Genomic DNA, 21,061 nt, shown 5'->3' with positions numbered 1-21,061 from the left:
GCTTACTCCACGCCACTTTCCGCTTCCGACGCAGGCGCTTTCTCAGCGCCTTCCCGAGGCGGAACCGGAGCGAAATAGCCCACCAGCAACAACACTACGCCAACGCTGATAAAGGCGACGATACGGGCCACGGTGCCCGTGCCGGAAAGATCAAACAGGAACAGTTTGGCGACTACCGCCACCATCAAGCCGCCGCCGACCATCCACACCGAGCGATGCGCCCTGCGCGCGCCGACCAGCATGCACAGCATGCCCGCAATGCTCCACAGCAGACTCATGCCGCTCTGCACCACAATGGACGACACCATATCATCGAAGCGGTAAGGTATCGCCAGACTGAAATGGAAAGCGCGGAACAGGGCCGCATTGAGCCACAGGAAGCAAAACGCCGCCACCACGCCATAAGCAGCCACTCTCTGTTGCAACGCATTCAGCGCGCCATAGCGGCGCACTTCCGACCAGAGCACCCACAACGCCAGCAGGTTGACCAGATCAAGCGGATTCAACAACGCCAGGCCCTTGTTCGCCGGCGCAACCATATTGCTCCACAGCAGCCACAAACCAACACTCGCCAGCAAGGCGCGTGGCAGCCATTGCAACAGCTCACGCGGATAGCGCGCGAAGGGCCAGATAGCGGTCAATGCGCGCCGCAAAAGCAACAGCGCAAGGGCCGGAATCAATCCCCACACCGCCTGCCCGGCCATGGTTTCAGGGTCAAATGCGCCAGTGATTTCAAAATGAATCTGCCAGGTGACCGCAAACACCAGAGCGAATAGCATCACGCAGTGAAAGAGGCCAATTGGCGCGTGGACACGATCCTGCATCAAACGCAGATATCCGAAATGCGCCGCCCAGGCCACTGGGAACGCCAGCCAACCGACATTGGCGTACAGCGCCTGGTATTCCACCACGTAGACGAACAAAACATACAGTATCGCCGGCGCCAGCAGTAACGCCGGATACGCCGCCATCGCCCATTTAAAACGCATGAAAGAAAGCGCAAAAACGCCGATGAAAAGCGTATAGAACAGCAGAAACGCCGCAGGCTCCAGCGCTGACGGATATTGCTCAATGGCCTCGGTTCCGCCCGCCAGCGACCCTAACGCCACCGCCACGCCCAACACCAGCGCATTGACCATTTCCGCCGGCGCAAAATACCGGCTCTGCTCCCCGCGCCAGGCGAATATCCCCGCCCATAACGCATACGCCACCAACGCCATGGGCGCCAGGAAGTCCGCGTTCAGCCACGCGATAGCGCGTGCGTCTACTTGATAGTGAGTAAAGAGATAAACCACGCCAATGACAAAACTCGCCATCGCCAACCAGGGCAAATGCGGCGAACGCCATCTTCCCGCAAAAAACTGACAGGCCATCGCCGTCAACACCGTGAACAGACTGCCAGCTATCGGCAGGTGCGTATCAGCGATGTGGCGATGAATCTCAAATAAACCGCCCGCCATCCACCATGCATAAGCCCACAGAGACAGAATAATCGGCGCCCACTGCACTTCCTGACGCAACAGACGATCCTGATAACGCGTCGCGATGCGGGCGGCGAGACCGCCTGCGATGGTCACCAGCAGAGTACCAATAAAGTCAGCGTTCAACGCAAACCACTGTGGTTCCTGGGATGGCGGCTCAGTGAGATACATCGCGCCGCCAAACAGCATCAATCCCAGTCCGGAAAAGCGCGGCAACAGCCGCTGCTGGCGCGCCCCCACCCAAAACAGGGCCACACCCTCTACCGCCCACAGCGCAGACGTAACGCGCCCGTCAAAGGCGAGTGGAATCGCCAGAGTGAGAAACGCAATCGTCAACGCCAGGTAGCATTCATACAACAAGCGCATCTGAGGACGCACGCGCACCAGCAAACTCAAGGCCAGATAAAAAATACCCACGCCTGCGCTGCTCCAGGCCATGGCGTATTGCGTGTCTTTAACCATCAACGATTGCAGGGCGATAAATACCGTAGGCGTACCGAACACCAGGGTTCCATCCACCAGCCCCTTCAAATTGGGGGGCTGACGCGAGGCGAACAGCAGGGCGATCAAGCTATACATCACCGCAAAAGCGATCAGGAAAGGCTCGGTGGAATGGAAGAACATAGGGGTGTAATACTGCGCCCCCCACACCATGCCAATGCCGAAGGTGAAAACAAACCCCAGCCAGTTCAACGTGCGCCAGGACTTAAACCAGGCGATGGCGGTAACGCCCAGATTGAGAAGCAAATAGTAAGTAAACAGCTCCACATGCGAGCCCTGCCCGGTGGAAGCAAGAATAGGCGCCGCGAAACCGCCAATGACGCTGACCGCCGCCAGCGCCGGCGCGTTTTGCAAGACGGCGATCAATACGCCGCAACAAACTACCGCCACCATCAAAGAAAAGCTGGTCAGCGAAGACAGTAAGCCATGCAGGCGGAAAGCGGCGAAGATAGTGATGTACAAAAGGCCAATCGCGCCGCCTTGCATAATGAGGCCATAGCCCTGATTTTTGCGGCGCAAACGCCAGCCGATGGCGAACATGGCGGCGGCTCCCGCCGCCACGCCCAGATAACGCAGCTCCAGAGGAATAACCACTTTTTGCGACGCATACTTCAATAGAAAGGCCACGCCGAAAAACAGAATAATGACGCCCACCCGCACGACAATATTGCCGCCGGTGAAATAGTTAGTCACCCAGGCAACCAGCTTATCCGCCACATTGGGAGGCGCCGGCTCAGAAGGTGTGGGGCGTAGACGTTCAGGTTGAGCAACTGCAACGGGCGGCTCTGACGCGACGACAGGTTCTTCCGACGCCGATTCTGTCTCAGTCACTGGTGAAGAGGTAACGGACGCCTGCTCCATCGCGACTGCCGGGGTTGGAGACGGTTCTAAATCCAGTTGCAGGTCGCTGATATCAAGGGAAACATCTTCCTCTTTTTCTTTGGCCTCATCCAACGTCTTCACGTTTTGCGTCACAGTGGTCGAGGCCGTCGCCACAGGCTGCGATAAGACCGCTGTTTCCATGTTTGAGGCAAGAGGGACATCCACCGTTGGCGGCGGTGCGGCGATAGACTCTGAACGCGCCTTTTCAAATGCGCTGACTTTTTTCTCCAGCTTTTGCACTTTCATCTGCAGGCGATGAAAGCTGGCCGCCAAAGCGCCCAACGCAGCGCCCATCAACGCGCCGCCGAAGGATTGCAAAGCGGCTCCACCGACCACCGCGCCGACTATCAGAAGAATAAGAATGTCCATGCTGACCACGCACCTTGAATAGTTTTACGAGCAAAGCTGAAATCGCCTATTTGAACTCACCATCCGCGCGCCGCATCTACGCCGGCAAATAGCGCAAAGCAACGTTTTTTTCTTTTACATCAATTATTAACGGTAGAGCTGATTTCAGCCATCTCTCAACATGTAGGAGCGTTGAAAAAAGCGGAAGCTGAAACCGGAAAGTGTCGGAATCCGCCATGCGAGGTATCGGGTTTCAATACCTACATGGCGATACAATCTGACTGGATCGCGCTTTAGCGAACCTGATAGGAAGGGAGTCGTAGTGGCTCTTCGTTTAACGCCGCAAGTTGCTCACGCAGCTCCAGTATATGATCTCCCCAATAACGCGCGGAATTGAACCAGGGAAAGTTGCGCGGAAACGCGGGATCGCTCCAACGGCTGGCCAGCCAGGCGCAGTAGTTCAACATGCGCAGCGTCCGCAACGCTTCAACCAGTCTCAGTTCAGAAGGACGGAAATCATAGAATTCGTTATACCCTTCAATGATTTCCACCAGCTGCGCCGTCCGGTTGGCGCGATCGCCAGACAGCAACATCCATAGATCCTGTATGGCCGGCGCCATGCGGGTGTCGTCGAAATCCACGAAATGAGCGGCGTCATCGCGCCACAGCATGTTGCCTACGTGGCAGTCGCCATGAGTGCGGATATAAACATAGTCGCCGCCATCACCAATGATTTCTTCCAGCGCCTGCAATAAATCACGCGTCAATGAATCATAGGAAGCGCGTAATTCACTGGGAACGAATTGTTCCTGCACCAACGCCACCGCATCGCGGCCAAAACTTTGCGTATCGATGCGCGGACGGTGCTGGAAGGGCTTGACCGCCCCCACCGCGTGAATACGGGCCAACAGGCGGCCCAAGGTCAGCAGGCTGTCGAAATTATCCAATTCCGGCGCATGGCCGCCTTTGCGGGGAAACAGAGAGAAGTGAAACTCTCCCGCCTGCGGCAGCGTTCCGCCATCGTCCAGGCGTAGCGGCGCCACCACGGGCAGCTCCGCCTCCACCAGTTCATAACAGAACTCATGTTCTTCGAGGATTTGTTCCCGGCTCCAGCGATTCGGCCGGTAGAACTTAGCGATCAGGGGATCGGCGCCTTCTACGCCTACCTGATAAACGCGGTTTTCGTAGCTATTGAGGGCGAAGATACGTCCGTCGCATAAATAGCCCTGGCTCTCGACGGCGTCCATGATAAATTCGGGGGTTAAAGCATCGAAAGGATGTGTGTTCGGCGCAGTCATGTTGAGATCCTGTATCCAAGTGCGCCCAACATATCAGATCTGAACCGGTTCAGCGATAGTGAACCTTACCCACATGGAATCGCGTTAGCGCCTCTAGCGAACGGGTCCGGAGGTGAGCCGGAGGTGATGCGCCAAGCGCTTTTCCGCGATGTAGGGAAAGCCATTATTAAAGTCCACGGACCAGGCCAGCGTCCTCGCCTTTTCCACTTCCGTCGAGGTCCAGTAATTGCCGGAGATGGTGTTGGGAAAGAAGTCCGTATCGATATCCGGATAATAACGGGTGGGGTGCTCCAAGGTCCGCAGCTCCGCCGCCTCAGGCAGACGCCAGTTGGAAGCGCCGCACAGACTTATTTCCCGCACCTCCCTCACATAGGCGGCGGTATCGCATTCAGAATACAGGCACAGGCCGCGATTATAGACGCTGCCTCCCGGCGGCGGCGCGTCTGGCTCCGCATCCGCGTCCGGCAAGTCGCCTTCCCGCGCCCACGAGTAGGTGTGCTCAGCGTCCTGCAGACCACCGTCAGTCCGCTTAACTTCCCACAAAAGCCCGGTACTGCGATCAAATACACAGGACCACTCCCCCGCCTCTGGCGACAGCTCTGCGCCGCCGGCGTCTATTTTAACGAATCGAGGACCCTCATCCGCGCCAGCAGGAGTCTGCTCCTGTTCGCCCGAACCATTTACAGTATTGGGTAGTTCCGGATTTTTCTGATCAAGCGCCACCGCCGCATCCTGCAGAGAGGCTTCAGGGGTGTTGAAGATATACAACAACGCGGCGATCAGCGCCGCCAACAGCAGAATCGCGCACACCACTTCCAGGAACGTGGCCCAAGCAACAGATCGACGCATATCAGGCTCAACTCATATTCAGCAAGCAGGAGATTCGTCCCTGAGCATAACCTATACCCAAATTAGTATGGACTCTCAGAGAAAGTACGCTTGTTACCCAACATATTTTATTCATTTATTTGAACTATACTTCGTCATACATGCATGACGAAGCTGAAACAATGCGGCCTCCTAATCGGAACCTTTTGTTACAGTTCTGTCATATTTCTGTCATAAATACTTAATAGCATCAACGCTCCTTTCCAACCTGACACACTGTTCTTTTCAAATGAGAGATATAAAAATTGTGCGCGCACGTCGGTTCACCGCTTTCATAAGCCTGGCGCTAATCTTCGCCAGCCTGCGTGTCTATGCGTTAACCCCATTCAGTCAGGAAGACGTTCCCACAAAAGGATATTTATTCGAAGTTCATGGCTCCAACACCATTGGCGCCGCTCTGGCCCCAGCTCTGATAAAACGCTACTTAGAGGAGCGCGGGGCGCAGAATGTCACTGTGAAAAGCGCCGGCAAAGAAAATGAAGCCGTCGTAAGCGGAACCGTGCAAGGCAAATCCATCGCCGTCAGAGTCGCAGCTCATGGCTCCAGCACCGGTTATAAAGCATTAAAATCCGGAGAAGCAGACGTGTGGGCCTCATCCCGCCCTGTCAGAGACTCCGAAGCGAAAGAGCATCAGAAACGCGCTGACCTGAAGGCGCTGGATTCAGAGCACGTCATCGCCGTTGATGGTCTGGCCATACTGGTGCATCCGCGCAATCCGGTGAAGTCCCTAACCACCACTCAGGTAGCGGAGCTGTTTTCCGGCAAAATCAACAACTGGAAGCAGGTCGGCGGCCCGGATATGGCGGTGACCGTTTACGCCCGAGACGAAAGCTCAGGCACCTGGGATACCTTCTCCAGTTTAGTGCTCGGCGATGCCTATAAACTGGTGAAAACCGCCAAACGTTATGAATCCAACGATCAGTTGTCCGACGATGTAAGCAAAGACCGCGGCGCTATTGGTTTCAGCGGCTTCGCTTCTGTGCGCAGCAGCAAAGCATTGGCCATCGCCGAGGCGAACAGCCCCGCCATTGCGCCGGATCAACTCAGTCTGGCGACGGAAGACTATCCCCTGGCGCGTCGCTTGTTCTTCTACACCAGCGGGCGCCCGGATAAAGCCGCCATTGACGGGTTTATCCACTTCACACACTCCGCCATGGGCCAGGACATTGTCGCGGACAGCGGCTTTGTTTCTCAGAATATTGTGGAAGTCGATCCCAAACTGGATAACAGCGTCCCGGAATCTTTCCGCCAGCTAACCCGCAATTACAATCGCCTGACGGTGAACTTCCGCTTCGCCGCCGGACGCAGCAAGCTTGATAACAAAGCCCAACGCGATCTGGAGCGTTTGTTGGAGTACTTACGCGAAAGCGGTCGCTCGTCAACGGATCTGATGCTGATTGGTTTCGCAGACAAAAGCGGAGATGAGCTACGCTCGCAAATGGTGTCCGAGCTGCGCGCCAATGCAGTCAACCGTGCATTGAAAGAGCGCGGCGCAGAGGTCAAGGCGGTAACCGGCTATGGCCAGTACATGTCTGTCGGCGCCAGCGGCGGCGAGCATGGCGCAAGCCGTAACGGACGAGTGGAAGTCTGGGTGCGCAAAGACGCGAAGTAATAGCCAATCGCCGCTGGATTCCCTAGCGGCGATCCTGCCCTTTTAGATTCTTTTTAGATCGATTTACGCGCCTTGGAGATAAACTGGGTGCGTTCCGATTCATCTGGAATGCTGTTGGCCAAGTCCTTGAACAGCGTTTCCATATCCGATGAGCTTTTCACCGATTTACGCACCAGCCGCGAAGCCAGTGGGCCGACATGATGCGCCAATAACTGGGTTAGCTTCTGCAAAGTTTCTCCACTTAACGTCAACGGGCCAGACTGTCCTGGCCTGATGGACGAACGCGTACCAATGGTGGTGATGCGCGATGCGCCACTGCCAGTGGTTTCGCTGGGCATGGAGCGAATCCCTGTGCGATTCAACGTGTTGAGGAAATTACGCCGCTCGACTTCATTGGGAATATGACGGGAAAGTTTCTCGATCATCTCCTGCAGGGTCGTCGAGGAGGCGGCGGCATTGCGAATCATATGGTGCGCCACCGGCCCCAGGAACGGCGCCAGCGTCTGGCTCAATATCAGGGACACTTCCGGCGACAGCGCGATCTGGGAACTTGACGCGGAGCTGTAGGTGGAAGGTTGATCCGTCTGACGACCAGCGAAAGTAACCTTGCTTTGAATCACCGTCGCGGCGAGATCGTTGAGATCCGGCACATACACCTGATTAGGCGCCAGCAGCGTCTTCAAGGCGATGGCGAATTCCTGTCCGGTTTCATAACGGTCTTTCGGTTCTGCGGTCAATGCCTTCGCCAATAGACCAGAGAAGGCGCGATCCAATTGCACCGGCAGCGTGGGGCTGTCGGCGATGAATTGCAGAATTTCTTTCTCCGTCCAGGGCAAGCCGCCCTTTTGCGGACGTTTACCGGCGATCAACTCCAGCAATACGATGCCGGCGGAAAACAGGTCGCTACGTCCATCAACCCGGTCGCCGCGCAGCGCTTCCGGGGACATGTAACTGGGCGTGCCGATCACGTCGCCGACATTGGTCAGCTCGGAGGTATCCAGTTTTGCGACGCCGAAATCCGTCACTTTCACATGACCGGATTCCAGCAAAAGAATATTGGCGGGTTTAACGTCGCGGTGCACCACCCCTTTCAGGTGAGCGTAATCCAGAGCTTCCAGCACCTGAATGACCAAGTCGCCAATCTGACGTACGGAAAGCTGCATGTTTTCCCGCAGGAAAGAACGCAGATCGATGCCGTCGACGAACTCCATCACCATATAGGGCGAGTTCTTGAAGACGCCGAAATCAAAGACGGTAACGATATTAGTGTGCAGACAGCGGGCCGCCGCCTGGGCTTCCTGACGGAAACGGGCCAGCAGGCCTCCGTCAGTCTGGTCCACCATCAGGTGGGCGTGCAGCATCTTGATAGCGACCGGGCGATCGATGTCCGGGTCATGGCCTTTGTACACCACGCCCATTGCGCCCTGGCCGATGGTGGACTCAACGCTATATTTTCCGATTACGTCAAATGGTGGTTTCGTCGACATAGTTCTTACGTACTGAGCAAAGCAAACCGCCACGCCGCTAAGCGGGCGCCGACAGCCGTCTTCCGTGTAACATCCGATTTAACCCGCCTGCGCACAGAGCAGTGCGGCGTATCCCCAAAAGTCCTTCAGTATAGGTAAGCTTACTCTACGCTTACTTGAACCATACAAACCAATTCGTTGATTTTTGTAAGTTTGAGAAGAGGTCCCGGACTTGACTTACAATGCGGCCAATATAGCGCGAACCTTCACGTCATCGCCATAGCGGCCACTTAAAAGGTTGTAATGCAGACGCGCCCGACATGGTCGGCGGGCGCATCGACGTCTCGCGCAAACTGGCTAATTTATGCTCAAGGCTCGCCAGTTTCGTCCAACAATCTGACAGCGTTAGCCAAACTGCGGTGCATACGGTTAAAGGACTGAGTCAGAGAGGAAATCTCATCGTTGCCTTTCACCGGCATTTCCTCCGCTTCCAACGCGCCCAGGCTGACTTCATTAGCTTTATCGGACAATTTCTTGACCGGACGGATAACCACAAAGTCCAGCATGACGTTGAGCAGCACCGCAATCACCAGGAAAACGCCTACCAGCAAGCCGATAAACAGTTTGAAGGTTTCATCCGCCCGTTGCAGCGGCAGCGACATAGGCACCGATACGATCTGGGCGCCGACCACTTCATCCTGCTTCCAACCGAAACCGTTAGAGCTGCCGTACATGTCGATCATGGTCTGCGGCGCCGCGCTGGGGGTGCTGTGACAGGCCAGACATTTCGGGTCAGTGATCTTGATTGGGCGGCTCATATAGAGAGAGGGACCTGTCGGCGTTTCCCGGGTGCCGACCAGTTCCGGCGCGCCATCGTTGTTGCGGAAATGGTTGATAATGTCCGCTTCCCAATCTGAAGCGCGGTCCGCTGGATTGGTTGGATTCAGCGTGGCTTCCCGGTAGCTGTATTCAGGATATTCCTTCTGCAGCTTGCCAATATAGCGGTGCGCCGCATAAGCCGGCACGGTCTGCGGTAAAAACTGGCGCTTCTGCTGCAACGCCAGCAATGGACGCACTTCATCAACGGTGTAACCGCGTACGGCGAACGCGCTCTGCATCATGATCCGGGCGCTGTCGAGCACCTCTTCCCGCGCGTTTTTCTGCAACAGTTCATAAACCAGAAAGGCCGCCAGAGCGATGCCGGCGCAAGAAGCCAAACCCAATACAAGGTTAAATTTAAGTCTTAAGGTCATCCCCGAAACATCCTTCAGCTATGATTTACTTTTTTCGTTCGGCTGGGCGGTCGTAACAATTACCTTTGACGCCGCCGCCATTCGTTCCGTGTCTAATGCGTGATTACAGGTTTTTGCAGTTGAGAAAAACCGGTATCGCCTGCTTCAACACCGTCGCCGGTATCACCGCCTGCTGGGTCTGAGTTTGCGGCCAGCTGGGCCAGAAACCTAATTTAACCGTCAGTTTGTTGGCGTTTTGCAGCGCGCGGCTATGGTCTCCTTTTATCCGCGCGTTTGTCTCCTGAAACACTTCATTAAAGTCCAGAACGGTTTGTTCCGCTAATTGCAGGCCGACGCCGGGATAGGTCAGGTCAAGGTTCGATCTGGTGTATACGTTGATCTCCTTGGCCAACACCTCAATCCATACATTGGAATTTTCATAGCCGTCGAATATCGGATGACGCTCCGAACGCAGTCGACATACGCCGATGTGCGCGCTATCCCAATCCTTCTCCAGCATCCAGCCGCCGAAATCATAGGGCAGCATGCTACCGGTAATCTGTAGTCCTGATGTTTCTTTTGGTTGCGACAGCATAGCGGTCTCAACGACAGGTTTTGTCTCTGCGCTGGTATCCGCTGTCTCTTTTTTCGCAGTGTCTTTCTTTACGCTTTCTTTAGTCGCCGCCGGCTTGGTTTGCGACTTCTCCGCTTCTTTCTTTTTCGCAGAAGCGCCGTTTGAGGAGCTGGCGGTTTTCTTGGTCGCCGTTTTTTCCTTTACGGTCTTTTTAGCGGCGGGCGTATTGGCTTTCTGTTTTGCAGTCGATGTGGTCTTCTGCGTCGTCTTGCCAGCGTTTGTCTGATCAGCGCCATCGGCGCTTTCCATCGTCGCAGATCCCGCTTCCGAGGTTGCGTCCGTCATGCCTGGCGTGGTTGACGTCGCCGCTTCTTGCGAAGTCGTCGCATTTGTCGTTTCAGTAGTAGAGGGAGTGGCGTACTGCTTGTCTTCCGTCTTGGCGCCGGAGTCCGTCGAGGGTTTGATTGAAGACATGTTACAACCGCTGAGAGCAACCGCCCCCACCAGCAGCAGATTACGCGGTATAGAGAAGCACAAGTCCTTCGCAGACAACTTATTTTTCATTTCTAGCCCTAGCACATTCATCCAGATAGTTGTTCGAGATTCCATAATTGGCGCATCCGACCGCGATAAGCGGCGCAGGCCGAGCTGCTAATCATGGCAATTGCCCGCGTTGGCTTCAATGCCTATTTTGTATAGTCATGAGAGTTTGTTGCGAAACGCCCTCCTCATTTCACCCACTCCCAAAGAAAGGACTCTCCCTGATAGAACACGCGGCGCGCGTTCACCAGGTTACAGGGACGCGCGATAGGTTAAGGAGCGACAGTATAGCGCGGCGGGAATATGAATGCTTTCAAGTAATTATCAGCACAATCCGCATACTCAGGCAGCGTAGGCGGCGTTCAGATACTTGAGAATTTCCGCGGATTCAAACAGTCCTGCGCCTTCACCGCGATTCGGGTCGACCAGAAACGGCGCCTGTACGCGTCCATGCTCCTTGAGAAAAGCCTCTCTTTTACTTCCCGGCAAAGGTTTGTATTCGCCCAAATGCAGCCGTTGCGCCGCCGGCCCCAAGTCCGCCAACTGTTGTTTACTCAGGTTGACGAGAAGATAGGGTATTTCCAATTCGCATAAGCGTTCACGCACCAGCCGCGAGAAGGGACTGGATTCAAAACTGTACAGCGCCAACGGTTTCTTCGGCGCATTGGAGGGCGCCGCCTTCAGGCCTTTCCCTCCACGCACCAATGTCGCCAGCCTGGAGCCCATCAGATTGATGAAGGATTCCCTCAACGCCGCAGGCGGCTGTTTGGCGCGATACTGGCGAAACAGGTAAGTGATGATAGCCTGCGCGCCCGCGATTTTTTCATTCGTATTTGGATCGTACAGAAATGGGACCGCGTCGCCACCGGAAAGTTCCTGCAAACGCTGACCATGCCTCACGCCGCCTTGCGGAACCGGATAAATCATGGCGTCGAGGTTCAACTCCGTCAGCGCTTCCCGCACCAGACGGCAATGCGGACAGCCTTCGCGATCAAAAAGTTCTGGCGCTTTTTCGGGTTGCGCCGTTTTGCGGCTACCCATCGTGCCCCGCCAACGTCGCAGGGTGGACGCCAACGTGGAGCCAAGCACATCAAAATTGTGGGAGTTGAACATGGCTAACGCCTCATAATGACCAAAGGTCAATTATTCTAGGCCGGCTTTTTTCACCGGTTCAAGTGGCGCGAGCAAACAACTCGCAATCTATAGTAAGACCGGCTCCGTATTTATTGAGGACGGCTACCTGCGCGCACTCGGTCATCATAGACTTTCGCCAGCGCCCTGCCGCACAATCAGTCAGTACTGACTAACAAGGAAAACGGTCATGCCCAGATTCATCAAAACAGCCTTACTAAGCCTTTTACTGTGTCAAAGCGCGTCAGCGCTGGCGGCCTGTCCCGCCTTGCTGGACGGCGACGTCAAAAAGCTGCACTCCAGTCAATCCATCAATTTATGCGAACGCTTCGCCGGCAAGCCGCTGGTGATCGTTAATACGGCGAGCTACTGCGGTTTTACCCCTCAGTTCAAAGGGCTGGAGGCGATGTATAAGCGCTATCGGGAACAAGGCCTGGAAGTCATCGGCATGCCCTCGGACGATTTTAATCAGGAAGACAGCGATGCAGGAAAAACTGCGGCAGTGTGTTTCGTTAATTACGGCGTTACCTTCACCATGACAGAGGCCCACCCCGTCAAAGGACCCAACGCGCATCCCTTGTTCCGTAATCTGGCGGAGCAGACCGGGAAGCCTCCGCAATGGAACTTTCATAAATATGTGGTAGACAAAGAAGGCCGCGTTGTCGCCGCATTTCCCAGTCGCACTACGCCGGAAGACCCGGACTTCATCGCCGCCGTGGAGAGCGTTCTCTAAGCCCGATTCGTCCGAGCTTTACCCCGGCGCCGCGCCGGGCTATGTTTAGCCTTGTTGGGCCGCTTAACGTCAGCGGTCCTGTTCGGGCCGGCGTACATGCCGGCGAATGCACAGCTAATCATACTCTGAGGAAAGTTCGTGGCTCATATCGTCGTGCTCAGCGGCGCTGGCATAAGCGCCGAAAGCGGCCTGCCTACGTTCCGGGACGTGGGCGGACTATGGAAACAATACAGCGTACATGATCTGGCGTCCCCCGGCGGTTGGGAACGCGACCCGCAATTGGTGCTGGAGTTTTACAACACCCGTCGCCAACAGGCCCGGGAAGCCCAGCCCAATGCCGCGCACATGGCCCTCGCCGCGCTGGAACCGCAACATCGCGTCACCATCATTACGCAAAACATCGACGACTTGCACGAGCGCGCAGGGTCCAGCAACGTCGTCCACCTGCACGGTGAAATCATGAAAGCGCGCAGCAGTGTTGATGAACGTTATCTGGTTGATCTGGATGACCGGGATATTGCGCTGGGCGATCTATGTCCTCAAGGCAAACAAATGCGACCGCATGTGGTCTGGTTCGGAGAAATGGTCCCGATGCTGGAGGCCGCTGCGGATATCGTCGCCACGGCGGACGTTCTATTGGTGGTGGGCACCTCTCTGCAGGTCTATCCCGCCGCAGGATTGGCATACGCCGCGCCGCCCAGTTGTCCAATAACGGTGATCGATCCCGGCGAAGATGTGAAAGTCAAAGGCGCCACGATTATCCGTAAAACCGCCTGCGCCGGTGTGCCTGAATGGATCACATCTCTTAAGCTATAGATTTTTCAGGGAAAAACAGACGCACGTCAAAATACCTTCCCTGACTGACGATACTATGGAATACGCTGGGCGGTGATGTGACCTGCATTCGCCGCCCAGCGTCATCAACCCAATCGGGAAATCTCGCACGCGCCGACGGGACGAAGCATGGATAACGATAACGCAACTCTCATCAAGCAAGCCTGCGCCGACTATGACAACGATCCGCGCCGGATGATGGACATCCTGTGGCAGGTGCAGGATAAGCTGCGCTGCATCGATGGCGAGGCGATGTCGCTGATCGCCTCGCTTACCGGAACCTATCGGGTTGAAGTGGAAGGCGTCGTCAGTTTCTATGCCTTTTTTTCCGACAAACGCAAAGGCGATATCACGATTCGCTTGTGCGATGACATCATTGACCGTCATGCCGGCGCGCAGGCGGTGGCCGAGGCGTTTTCCGGCGCTCTCGGAATCCAGCCGGGCGAAACCAGCACCGATGGCGCATTTTCCCTGGAGTTCACGCCCTGCATCGGCATGTGCGATCAGGCCCCTGCAGCATTGATCAATGATGTGGTCGTCACCCGTCTGACGCCAGCCAAAGTCAAAAGCATCCTGCGAACTCTGCGCAAGACCAAAGACCCGCAAACGCTGATCGGTAAGACCGGCGATGGCGCTAACAGCGACCCTTTGGTCCAGGCCATGGTGCGCAATAATATTCGCCAGCCCGGGCCGGTCCTCTTGACCGACGTCGATCCAGAACAGGGTCTGCGCGCCGCTTTGCAGTTATCGCCGCAAGAGGTGATCTCCCACATCGAAGAGTCGCTGCTGCGCGGACGCGGCGGCGCCGGGTTTCCTACTGGCAGAAAATGGCGGCTGGCGGCGAACACTCCCGCCGAAGAGCGTTATGTCATCTGTAACGCGGATGAAGGCGAACCCGGCACGTTCAAGGATCGCGTGTTGCTGACCGAAAAACCTGATTTGCTGTTCTCCGGCATGACAATCGCCGCCTACGCGGTAGGCGCCCGCCACGGCATTCTCTATCTGCGCGGCGAATACCGCTATCTGCGCGCCTATCTGGAAGAAACACTGCAACGTCGCCGGGAACAGAATTTACTGGGCTCGGGCATTCTCGGACGAAAGGATTTTGCTTTCGATATTCGGATTCAGATGGGCGCCGGCGCGTATATTTGCGGGGAAGAAAGCTCGCTGATCAGCTCCTGCGAAGGCAAGCGCGGCGAACCCAAAAATCGCCCGCCGTTTCCCGTGCAATCTGGGTATCTGGGCTATCCCACCGTGGTCAATAATGTGGAAACCCTGAGCTGCGTTCCACGCATCATGGCGCAAGGCGCAACCTGGTTTCGCGGCATGGGAACCACAGGCAGTTCCGGAACCAAATTGCTCAGCGTCAGCGGAGACTGTGCGCGTCCCGGCATCTATGAAGTCGCCTTTGGCGTCACTCTCGCAGAGATTCTGGAGCAGGCCGGCGCCCAGGACGCCGCCGCTATCGTTGTGGGCGGCGCCAGCGGCCAGATAGTGGGGCGCACCGAATTTCACCGCCGCCTGTGTTTTGAAGATCTCGCCTCCGCCGGCGCCATTGTCTGCTTCAACAGCTCCCGCAACATTCTTGAAGCCGCCGCCTACTACATGGACTTTTTCATCGAGGAAAGCTGCGGCTACTGTACGCCTTGTCGCGTGGGCAACGTTTTCCTGAAAAAGGGTCTGGAAAAAATCATGCACGGAGAGGGCGAACCGGAGGATCTCGATTATCTGCGCAACCTGAGCGACACCATCATCGCCACCAGCAGATGTGGACTCGGGCACACCTCCCCTAACCCCATTCTCTCCACCATGGAATATTTCCCCCTGGTCTATTCCGCCATGGTGAAAGAGCGACCCGGAGGCATGCAGGCGGGTTTCAATATTCAAAAGGCGCTGGACGAGGCCAGAATCATCGCCAAGCGGCGCTCGCTCATCTATGACCCGGCTTATGGAGACAGGGAATGAGCACAGAGTTCGAATTCACCGTAGATGGAGAAACCGTCGTCGCCAAGCCCGGCCAGACCATCATGGACGCCTGCGACGACGCCGGCGTTTACATTCCCCGTCTGTGCGACGTGGAGGGACTGGTTCCGCAAGGCAGTTGTCGCGTCTGTACCGTGAAGGTCAACGGCCGCACTGCCGCCGCCTGCACACAGCCTGCGGAACCTGGCGTTGTGGTGGAAAACGATACGCCGCAAGTCCAGGGTTACCGCCGCGATCTGGTGCGCATGCTGTTTCACGAAGGCAATCATCTGTGTCCGATCTGCGAGGCCAGCGGTCGCTGCGAGCTACAGGCCATGGCTTATCGCCTGGGCATTTCCCAGGACAGCCTGTATCCCTATCTGCAACCGGTGCGCCCGGTGGACGCCTCCCACCCGGATATCGCCCTGGACACCAACCGCTGCATCTTATGCGGGCGCTGTATTCGCGCCTCCCGGGATGTGGACGGCAAGAATATCTTTGAATATGTGGGGCGCGGCATTCATAAGCGAATTGGCGTCAATGCGGAGAACCTGGCCGCCAGCGACGCCTCCATTGACGACTACGCCATGTCTCTGGAGGTCTGTCCGGTCGGCTGCATCATCCGTAAAAGAGAGGGTTTTTTCGCCCCGATAGGCCAACGCCAGTTCGACAACAAACCCATCGGCTGGGAAATTGAAGCCCGCCATAAAAACCGTATCGCCGTGCATCAGATAGATCCGTCCGAGGAACAGTCATGAAACGTAAAAAGCGCATCGCCACGGTTTCTCTGGCGGGCTGTTTCGGGTGCCATATGTCCTTATTGGACATGGACGAGCACATCCTGGAATTGATGGAGCTGGCGGAATTTGACCGTTCCCCGCTGACCGACTTCAAAACCTTTTCCCGCCGCTGCGATATCGGCGTAATCGAGGGCGGTTGCTGCAATGAAGAAAACGTCCACACCCTGCAGGAGTTCCGCAAGCACTGCGACGTGCTGGTGGCGGTGGGGCAATGCGCCATCATGGGCGGCCTGCCGGTGATGCGCAACGCCATCATGCATTCGGAAGACCCATTGCGGGAATGCCTGGAAGAAGCCTATTCCAGCAGCGCCAAGGTATATAACCCCAACAATCAGATTCCCAATGACGCAGCGCTGCCGTTGTTGCTGGACAAGGTATACACCTGCGCGGAAGTCGTCAAAATCGACTACCAGATTCCCGGCTGCCCGCCGACTGGAGAAGTGCTTTGGGCCACATTGGCGGCGCTAATCAAAGGCGAGCCGGCGCCGCAGGAATACCACATGATCAAATACGATTAGGACTGGCGCTGATGAATATTGATAAGCCCAAAACCCGCATTGTGGAAATAGAACCTGTCACCCGCGTGGAAGGTCACGGCAAGGTCACCATTCATCTGGATGACGATAACAATGTGGCGGAGGCCCGCCTACATATTGTGGAGTTTCGCGGTTTTGAGCGTTTCATTCGCGGACGCCTGTTATGGGAGGCGCCGGTGATTGTACAGCGTCTCTGCGGCATCTGCCCGGTCAGCCACCACATCGCCGCCGCCAAGGCGATGGATGTGATCGTCGGCGCCGACGTACTGCCGCCGACAGCGGAGAAAATGCGTCGTTTGATGCACTACGGTCAGGTGATGCAAAGCAACGTGCTGCATTTCTTTCACCTGAGTTCGCCGGATCTGTTATTTGGTTTCGACGCGCCTCGCGGCAAGCGTAATATCTTCAACGTCATCAAAGAGTTTCCCGATCTGGCCAAACAGGGCGTGCTGATGCGCAAATACGGCCAAGAGGTGATTCTGCATACCGCCGGCAAGAAAATTCACGGCACCGGCGCAATCCCCGGCGGCATCAATAAAAATCTGTCTCTGCAGGAAAGAGATCTGTTGTTGCAGGACATTGAGCAGATGAAAGTCTGGGCCAAAGGCGCGGTGGACGTCGCCAAACGGTACACGCTTGAACACCTATCTCAGGTGGAGCAGTTCGCCAACTTTAACTCCAGTCATTTGTCCCTGGTGCGCGAAGACGGCGCGCTGGACCTGTATCACGGCGGCCTGCGCGCCACTGACGCCGCTGGCAATATTATTTTCGATCACGTGAATTATCAGGACTTTAATGACTACATCATGGAGGAAGTGCGGCCCTGGTCGTACATGAAATTTCCCTTCATAAAAAGTCGCGGCGCGCTGGATGGCTGGTATCGCGTCGGCCCTTTGTCCCGCCTGAATAATGTCGCCTTTATCGATACGCCCATGGCGAACGCGGAGCATAAGGAATTCCGGGCGTTGACCCACAATAAGCCCAACCATATGAGCCTGGCCTATCACTGGGCGCGGATGATCGAAGTGCTGCACTGCGTGGAGAAGATTCACGAGCTGCTGCTGGACCCGGACCTGCAAGGCGCTGATCTCCGAGTCACTGGAGAACGCCGGGAAGAGGGCGTCGGCGTTATCGAAGCGCCGCGCGGCTCTTTATTCCACCACTACAAAGTCGACAAAAACGATCAGATCACTTACTGCAACCTGATTGTTTCCACTACTCACAACAACAACGGCATGAACCGGGCCGTTACGGATGTAGCGAAAAAATATCTGAGCGGTAAGAAACGCATCACGGAGGGCATGCTGAACCATGTGGAAGTCGCCGTACGCGCCTATGACCCCTGCCTGTCCTGCGCCACCCACGCTCTGGGGCAAATGCCCCTGACCGTGGAGCTGTTCGATGCTGACGGAACGCTCGTTCACAGCAACAGCCAGCATATGGGACAGGGCATTCCCCCGGACTGAGTTCAAAGGAGCCCAACAATGATGACCAAGGACATCAATCTATCCACCCTGGTGATTGGTTACGGCAATCCTGGCCGCCAGGATGACGGGCTCGGACCCGCCTGCGCGGACCGCATTGCGGAACTTAATCTTGCTGGCGTGACGGTGGAAACCAACTACCAGCTCACGGTGGAAGACGCTTTGGAACTAAGTCGTTATCAGCAGGTCGTCTTTATCGACGCCAGCCTGCGCGGCGGCAAACCTTTTTTTCTTCAGCAAATAGAAGCCGACGACGAGTGCCCCATGAGCAGCCATGTGTTGTCGCCGCAAGCAGTAGTGACCTTGTCCCGCACCTTGTTTAGCGCCGACACGGAAGCTTTCCTGATGGGCATTCGCGGGTATGCTTTCGATCGCTTCGAAGAAGCGCTGTCGCCAGAAGCGCAACACAACCTCAATCAGGCTTTCGACTATCTGGCGAGCTGGTTGCAGAGCAAAGAGAAACATCCCGGTCATGCATGAGTTGTCGATCATGGAGAACGTCGTGCAACTGATTGAGGACAGCGCGGCAAAGGAAGGCTTTCAGCGGGCCGTCAAAATCGTGCTGGAAATCGGCGAACTATCGCACGTCGAGACCAGCGCCATGGACTTCTGCTTCAGCGCCGTCGCCAAAGGCACGGTTGTTGAAAACGCCACACTGGAATACCTCTCTATACCCGGCGCAGGCCAATGCCCGCACTGCCGCCAAGCCACCCCACTCCACCAACTCTACGATCCCTGCGTTCATTGCGGGAAGTTTGGCGTACAAGTCACCGCCGGCATGGAAGTACGCGTGCGTGGCGTAGAGGTGGAATAAGCCTGAATCCGGCGTTGTACGGGCGCCGTCATGGCGCGTTATTGCGACGCTGGGCGTGCGTCTCCGGATTAAAGTTCGTCGACAGGTACTCCAGAATCAGACTGCGTAATTCCGCATTGAGTTCTGGCATTCCCTGTTCTTCCTGCATCCAGGTAAGCACTTCATCCCAGCTTTCTTTGCTGAGCCCCTGCTGTTTCACCAGCGCCAGGGAATGACAGGCGCCGCACAACGCGCCGGCTTCCTGCGATCCAGGGCCTTCCGGCCAGTCGGCGCCGAATGGGGACTCCGCGCCGCTTGTAAAAGTCGTCAGGCTCAATGCGCTGGCGAACACGAGAGGAGTCAGAGTTTTTATTGTCATGGTTTTTCCTCTTTTTAAGGGAGGATTAAAGACGTAAATATCTGGGTTAGCCAGGGTTACACAAGCACGCCGCTGGCTCTTCTTTCCAATGAGAGAAAAGCCAGGGCGCTTCCGTCAGCATCCCAACATGATTGGGCGCTAACCACTATCCCGGATCAAGCGTCCACGATCACCGCAATACGGTGCATGCTGTTGTTCAGGTACCCTTTTGGATTCCAGTTCACAGCGAAAGGCTGCATGTTGCCTTTGTCATCCGTGGCTCTGGCCCAGATTTCATAGTAGCCGCGAGTGGGGAAAGTCACTTCCGCATACCACTCCTGCCAGGAGTAAGGATTGGGTGGCGCTTTCAGATCCGCCTGCACCCAGGTGACGCCGAAGTCATAAGAGATATCCATGCGCTTGACCACGTTATCCCCCGCCCAGGCATGGCCGTGCACTTTCAGAGTGCGCGTCTTGATGGTCTGGTTTGTCTGTGGCGTGGTGATCAGGGACTTGACCGGCATGGACTCAATGATTTTGTAGTCCTCGTCCGCAACATGCGTTCCGGGCGCCACCGGGAATTTGGGCACGCGATAGGAAGATCCAGTCATTTTGGGGCCGTCATGCACCACATCCCGCAACTGAATTCGGCTCAGCCATTTTTGCGAGGTGGAGCCCGGCCAACCCGGACAGATGGTGCGCACTGGAAAGCCATGCAGCGCCGGCAGAGGCTCGCCGTTCATCGCATAGGCGATAATGGAGTGAGGGTCCATCGCCTTGGAAATAGGCACGCCTCTGGAGATCGGGGTTTTGCTGGGATCGCCGGACAAGTGTCCGTCCAGACTGTGATGCGCAGTATAAATCGCTGACGGTTTGACGCCCGCCGCCTTCAATAAATCCGCGTAACGCACCCCTGTCCACTCGGCGTTGCCGATAGCGCCCACTGTCCACTGATTGCCCTTCGCCGGAGGATTGAACGCCGCGCGTCCATTACCGCCACACTCCAACTGCAGCTTCAGCGTGACCGGTTTGAACTTGGACTTGAGTTCATCCAACGACAGCTCCAGCACTTTCTCAACTTCACCGTCGATGGTCAGCTTCCAGTCAGACGCATCCATGCGATGCGCGATCTCCGGCACAACGCCGTTATTACGGACGAAATGCCGGCTGGTGGGAGTGACAGCGTCATCAAGCAGGTGAGCGGGGGTTTCCGCGTTGATAGGACGGTCGTTCAGCAAGGTCAGTCCGTCTTTACCGCCAAATAAGGCGATTTCCGTGTCTTCCGCCATCGCAGCCGGTATCAGACCGGAGGGGAAATTGCGATGAAAAGGAATCGCCATTCCCAGCATCGCCCCCATGGCGCCCAGGCCGGCGCCTTTCAGAAAGCCGCGTCGATCAGAGTGGGCGCGGCGCCCAAACACCAGATAGTCCGCGCGCTCTGGATCATCCGCGTACAACTCATACAGCCCCCGTTCTTTCTTATCATCCGTCATGGTGGTTCCTCACTTTTTTATGTCCCTTGCCTAGGGTGGTTTTATAAATTGGAAACGACGCTCATTTACGCTCAGGCGGCGCGGAAAGCGCCTGACAGGCTTTTCCGCACGGCCG

18 protein-coding genes are annotated in these 21,061 nt (G+C 56.2%); 9 read left to right on the top strand and 9 right to left on the bottom strand.

Going from position 1 to position 21,061, the window contains the following annotated elements:
• Positions 1-2 precede the first annotated feature (2 nt).
• The 3 genes from KP814_RS02835 to KP814_RS02825 all read right to left on the bottom strand — a co-directional run bounded on the left by KP814_RS02835 (position 3) and on the right by KP814_RS02825 (position 5,359).
• Positions 3-3,233 (bottom strand): DUF2339 domain-containing protein, encoded by a 3,231-nt coding sequence (locus tag KP814_RS02835; protein ID WP_216735330.1) that lies wholly within the window; start codon positions 3,231-3,233, stop codon positions 3-5.
• 272 nt (positions 3,234-3,505) lie between these two features.
• Entirely contained in the window at positions 3,506-4,510 is a 1,005-nt protein-coding gene (locus tag KP814_RS02830; RefSeq protein WP_216735329.1) for a serine/threonine protein kinase, read from the bottom strand.
• Between the two features lie 93 nt (positions 4,511-4,603).
• On the bottom strand, positions 4,604-5,359 hold the full coding sequence (locus tag KP814_RS02825) for a DUF1566 domain-containing protein (protein ID WP_216735328.1): 756 nt from the start codon (positions 5,357-5,359) through the stop codon (positions 4,604-4,606).
• A gap of 286 nt (positions 5,360-5,645) precedes the next feature.
• On the opposite strand from KP814_RS02825, the gene KP814_RS02820 reads away from it, so the two are divergent.
• Positions 5,646-7,010, top strand: a complete 1,365-nt coding sequence (locus KP814_RS02820) for a substrate-binding domain-containing protein (RefSeq protein ID WP_371824024.1) — start codon at positions 5,646-5,648, stop codon at positions 7,008-7,010.
• Positions 7,011-7,063: 53 nt separating this feature from the next.
• On the opposite strand, the gene KP814_RS02815 is transcribed toward KP814_RS02820, so the two are convergent.
• The 4 genes from KP814_RS02815 to KP814_RS02800 all read right to left on the bottom strand — a co-directional run bounded on the left by KP814_RS02815 (position 7,064) and on the right by KP814_RS02800 (position 11,935).
• Entirely contained in the window at positions 7,064-8,497 is a 1,434-nt protein-coding gene (locus KP814_RS02815; RefSeq protein ID WP_216735326.1) for a serine/threonine-protein kinase, read from the bottom strand.
• Between the two features lie 347 nt (positions 8,498-8,844).
• Positions 8,845-9,729 carry a DUF3365 domain-containing protein gene (locus KP814_RS02810; protein WP_216735325.1) on the bottom strand — a complete coding sequence of 295 codons (885 nt, stop codon included), beginning with the start codon at positions 9,727-9,729 and terminating at the stop codon, positions 8,845-8,847.
• 103 nt (positions 9,730-9,832) lie between these two features.
• Entirely contained in the window at positions 9,833-10,846 is a 1,014-nt protein-coding gene (locus KP814_RS02805) for a hypothetical protein (protein WP_216735324.1), read from the bottom strand.
• Positions 10,847-11,164: 318 nt separating this feature from the next.
• Positions 11,165-11,935, bottom strand: a complete 771-nt coding sequence (locus KP814_RS02800; protein ID WP_216735323.1) for a glutathione S-transferase N-terminal domain-containing protein — start codon at positions 11,933-11,935, stop codon at positions 11,165-11,167.
• A gap of 208 nt (positions 11,936-12,143) precedes the next feature.
• Between KP814_RS02800 and KP814_RS02795 the strand changes: the two genes are divergently transcribed.
• From KP814_RS02795 to hypA, 8 genes are all read left to right on the top strand, one after another.
• On the top strand, positions 12,144-12,686 hold the full coding sequence (locus KP814_RS02795) for a glutathione peroxidase (protein WP_216735322.1): 543 nt from the start codon (positions 12,144-12,146) through the stop codon (positions 12,684-12,686).
• Positions 12,687-12,824: 138 nt separating this feature from the next.
• Positions 12,825-13,502 (top strand): NAD-dependent deacylase, encoded by a 678-nt coding sequence (locus KP814_RS02790; protein WP_216735321.1) that lies wholly within the window; start codon positions 12,825-12,827, stop codon positions 13,500-13,502.
• 147 nt (positions 13,503-13,649) lie between these two features.
• Entirely contained in the window at positions 13,650-15,485 is a 1,836-nt protein-coding gene (locus KP814_RS02785; RefSeq protein WP_216735320.1) for an NAD(P)H-dependent oxidoreductase subunit E, read from the top strand.
• Positions 15,482-16,240: a 2Fe-2S iron-sulfur cluster-binding protein gene (locus tag KP814_RS02780; protein ID WP_216735319.1), complete on the top strand. Its 759-nt coding sequence runs from the start codon at positions 15,482-15,484 to the stop codon at positions 16,238-16,240. The genes KP814_RS02785 and KP814_RS02780 overlap by 4 nt, the downstream gene beginning before the upstream one ends.
• Entirely contained in the window at positions 16,237-16,800 is a 564-nt protein-coding gene (locus KP814_RS02775; protein ID WP_216735318.1) for an NADP oxidoreductase, read from the top strand. Before KP814_RS02780 ends, KP814_RS02775 begins: the two co-directional genes overlap by 4 nt.
• 11 nt (positions 16,801-16,811) lie before the next feature.
• Positions 16,812-18,284: a Ni/Fe hydrogenase subunit alpha gene (locus tag KP814_RS02770; RefSeq protein ID WP_216735317.1), complete on the top strand. Its 1,473-nt coding sequence runs from the start codon at positions 16,812-16,814 to the stop codon at positions 18,282-18,284.
• An 18-nt stretch (positions 18,285-18,302) separates the two neighbouring features.
• Complete coding sequence (locus KP814_RS02765; protein ID WP_216735316.1) at positions 18,303-18,782, top strand: hydrogenase maturation protease; 480 nt, start codon at positions 18,303-18,305, stop codon at positions 18,780-18,782.
• On the top strand, positions 18,775-19,116 hold the full coding sequence (gene hypA / locus KP814_RS02760) for a hydrogenase maturation nickel metallochaperone HypA (RefSeq protein WP_216735315.1): 342 nt from the start codon (positions 18,775-18,777) through the stop codon (positions 19,114-19,116). Before KP814_RS02765 ends, hypA begins: the two co-directional genes overlap by 8 nt.
• Before the next feature lie 28 nt (positions 19,117-19,144).
• On the opposite strand, the gene KP814_RS02755 is transcribed toward hypA, so the two are convergent.
• Positions 19,145-19,474 carry a hypothetical protein gene (locus KP814_RS02755; RefSeq protein WP_216735314.1) on the bottom strand — a complete coding sequence of 110 codons (330 nt, stop codon included), beginning with the start codon at positions 19,472-19,474 and terminating at the stop codon, positions 19,145-19,147.
• Positions 19,475-19,629: 155 nt separating this feature from the next.
• Positions 19,630-20,946, bottom strand: coding sequence for a sulfite oxidase (locus tag KP814_RS02750; RefSeq protein WP_216735313.1), 1,317 nt, complete (start codon positions 20,944-20,946; stop codon positions 19,630-19,632).
• Positions 20,947-21,061: the final 115 nt, after the last annotated feature.

It is taken from the genome of Hahella sp. HN01, assembly GCF_018986435.1.
Classification (GTDB): Bacteria; Pseudomonadota; Gammaproteobacteria; order Pseudomonadales; family Oleiphilaceae; genus Hahella.
The sequence above is the reverse complement of the archived record's forward strand: the minus strand, read 5'-3'. Positions and strand labels throughout refer to the sequence as shown.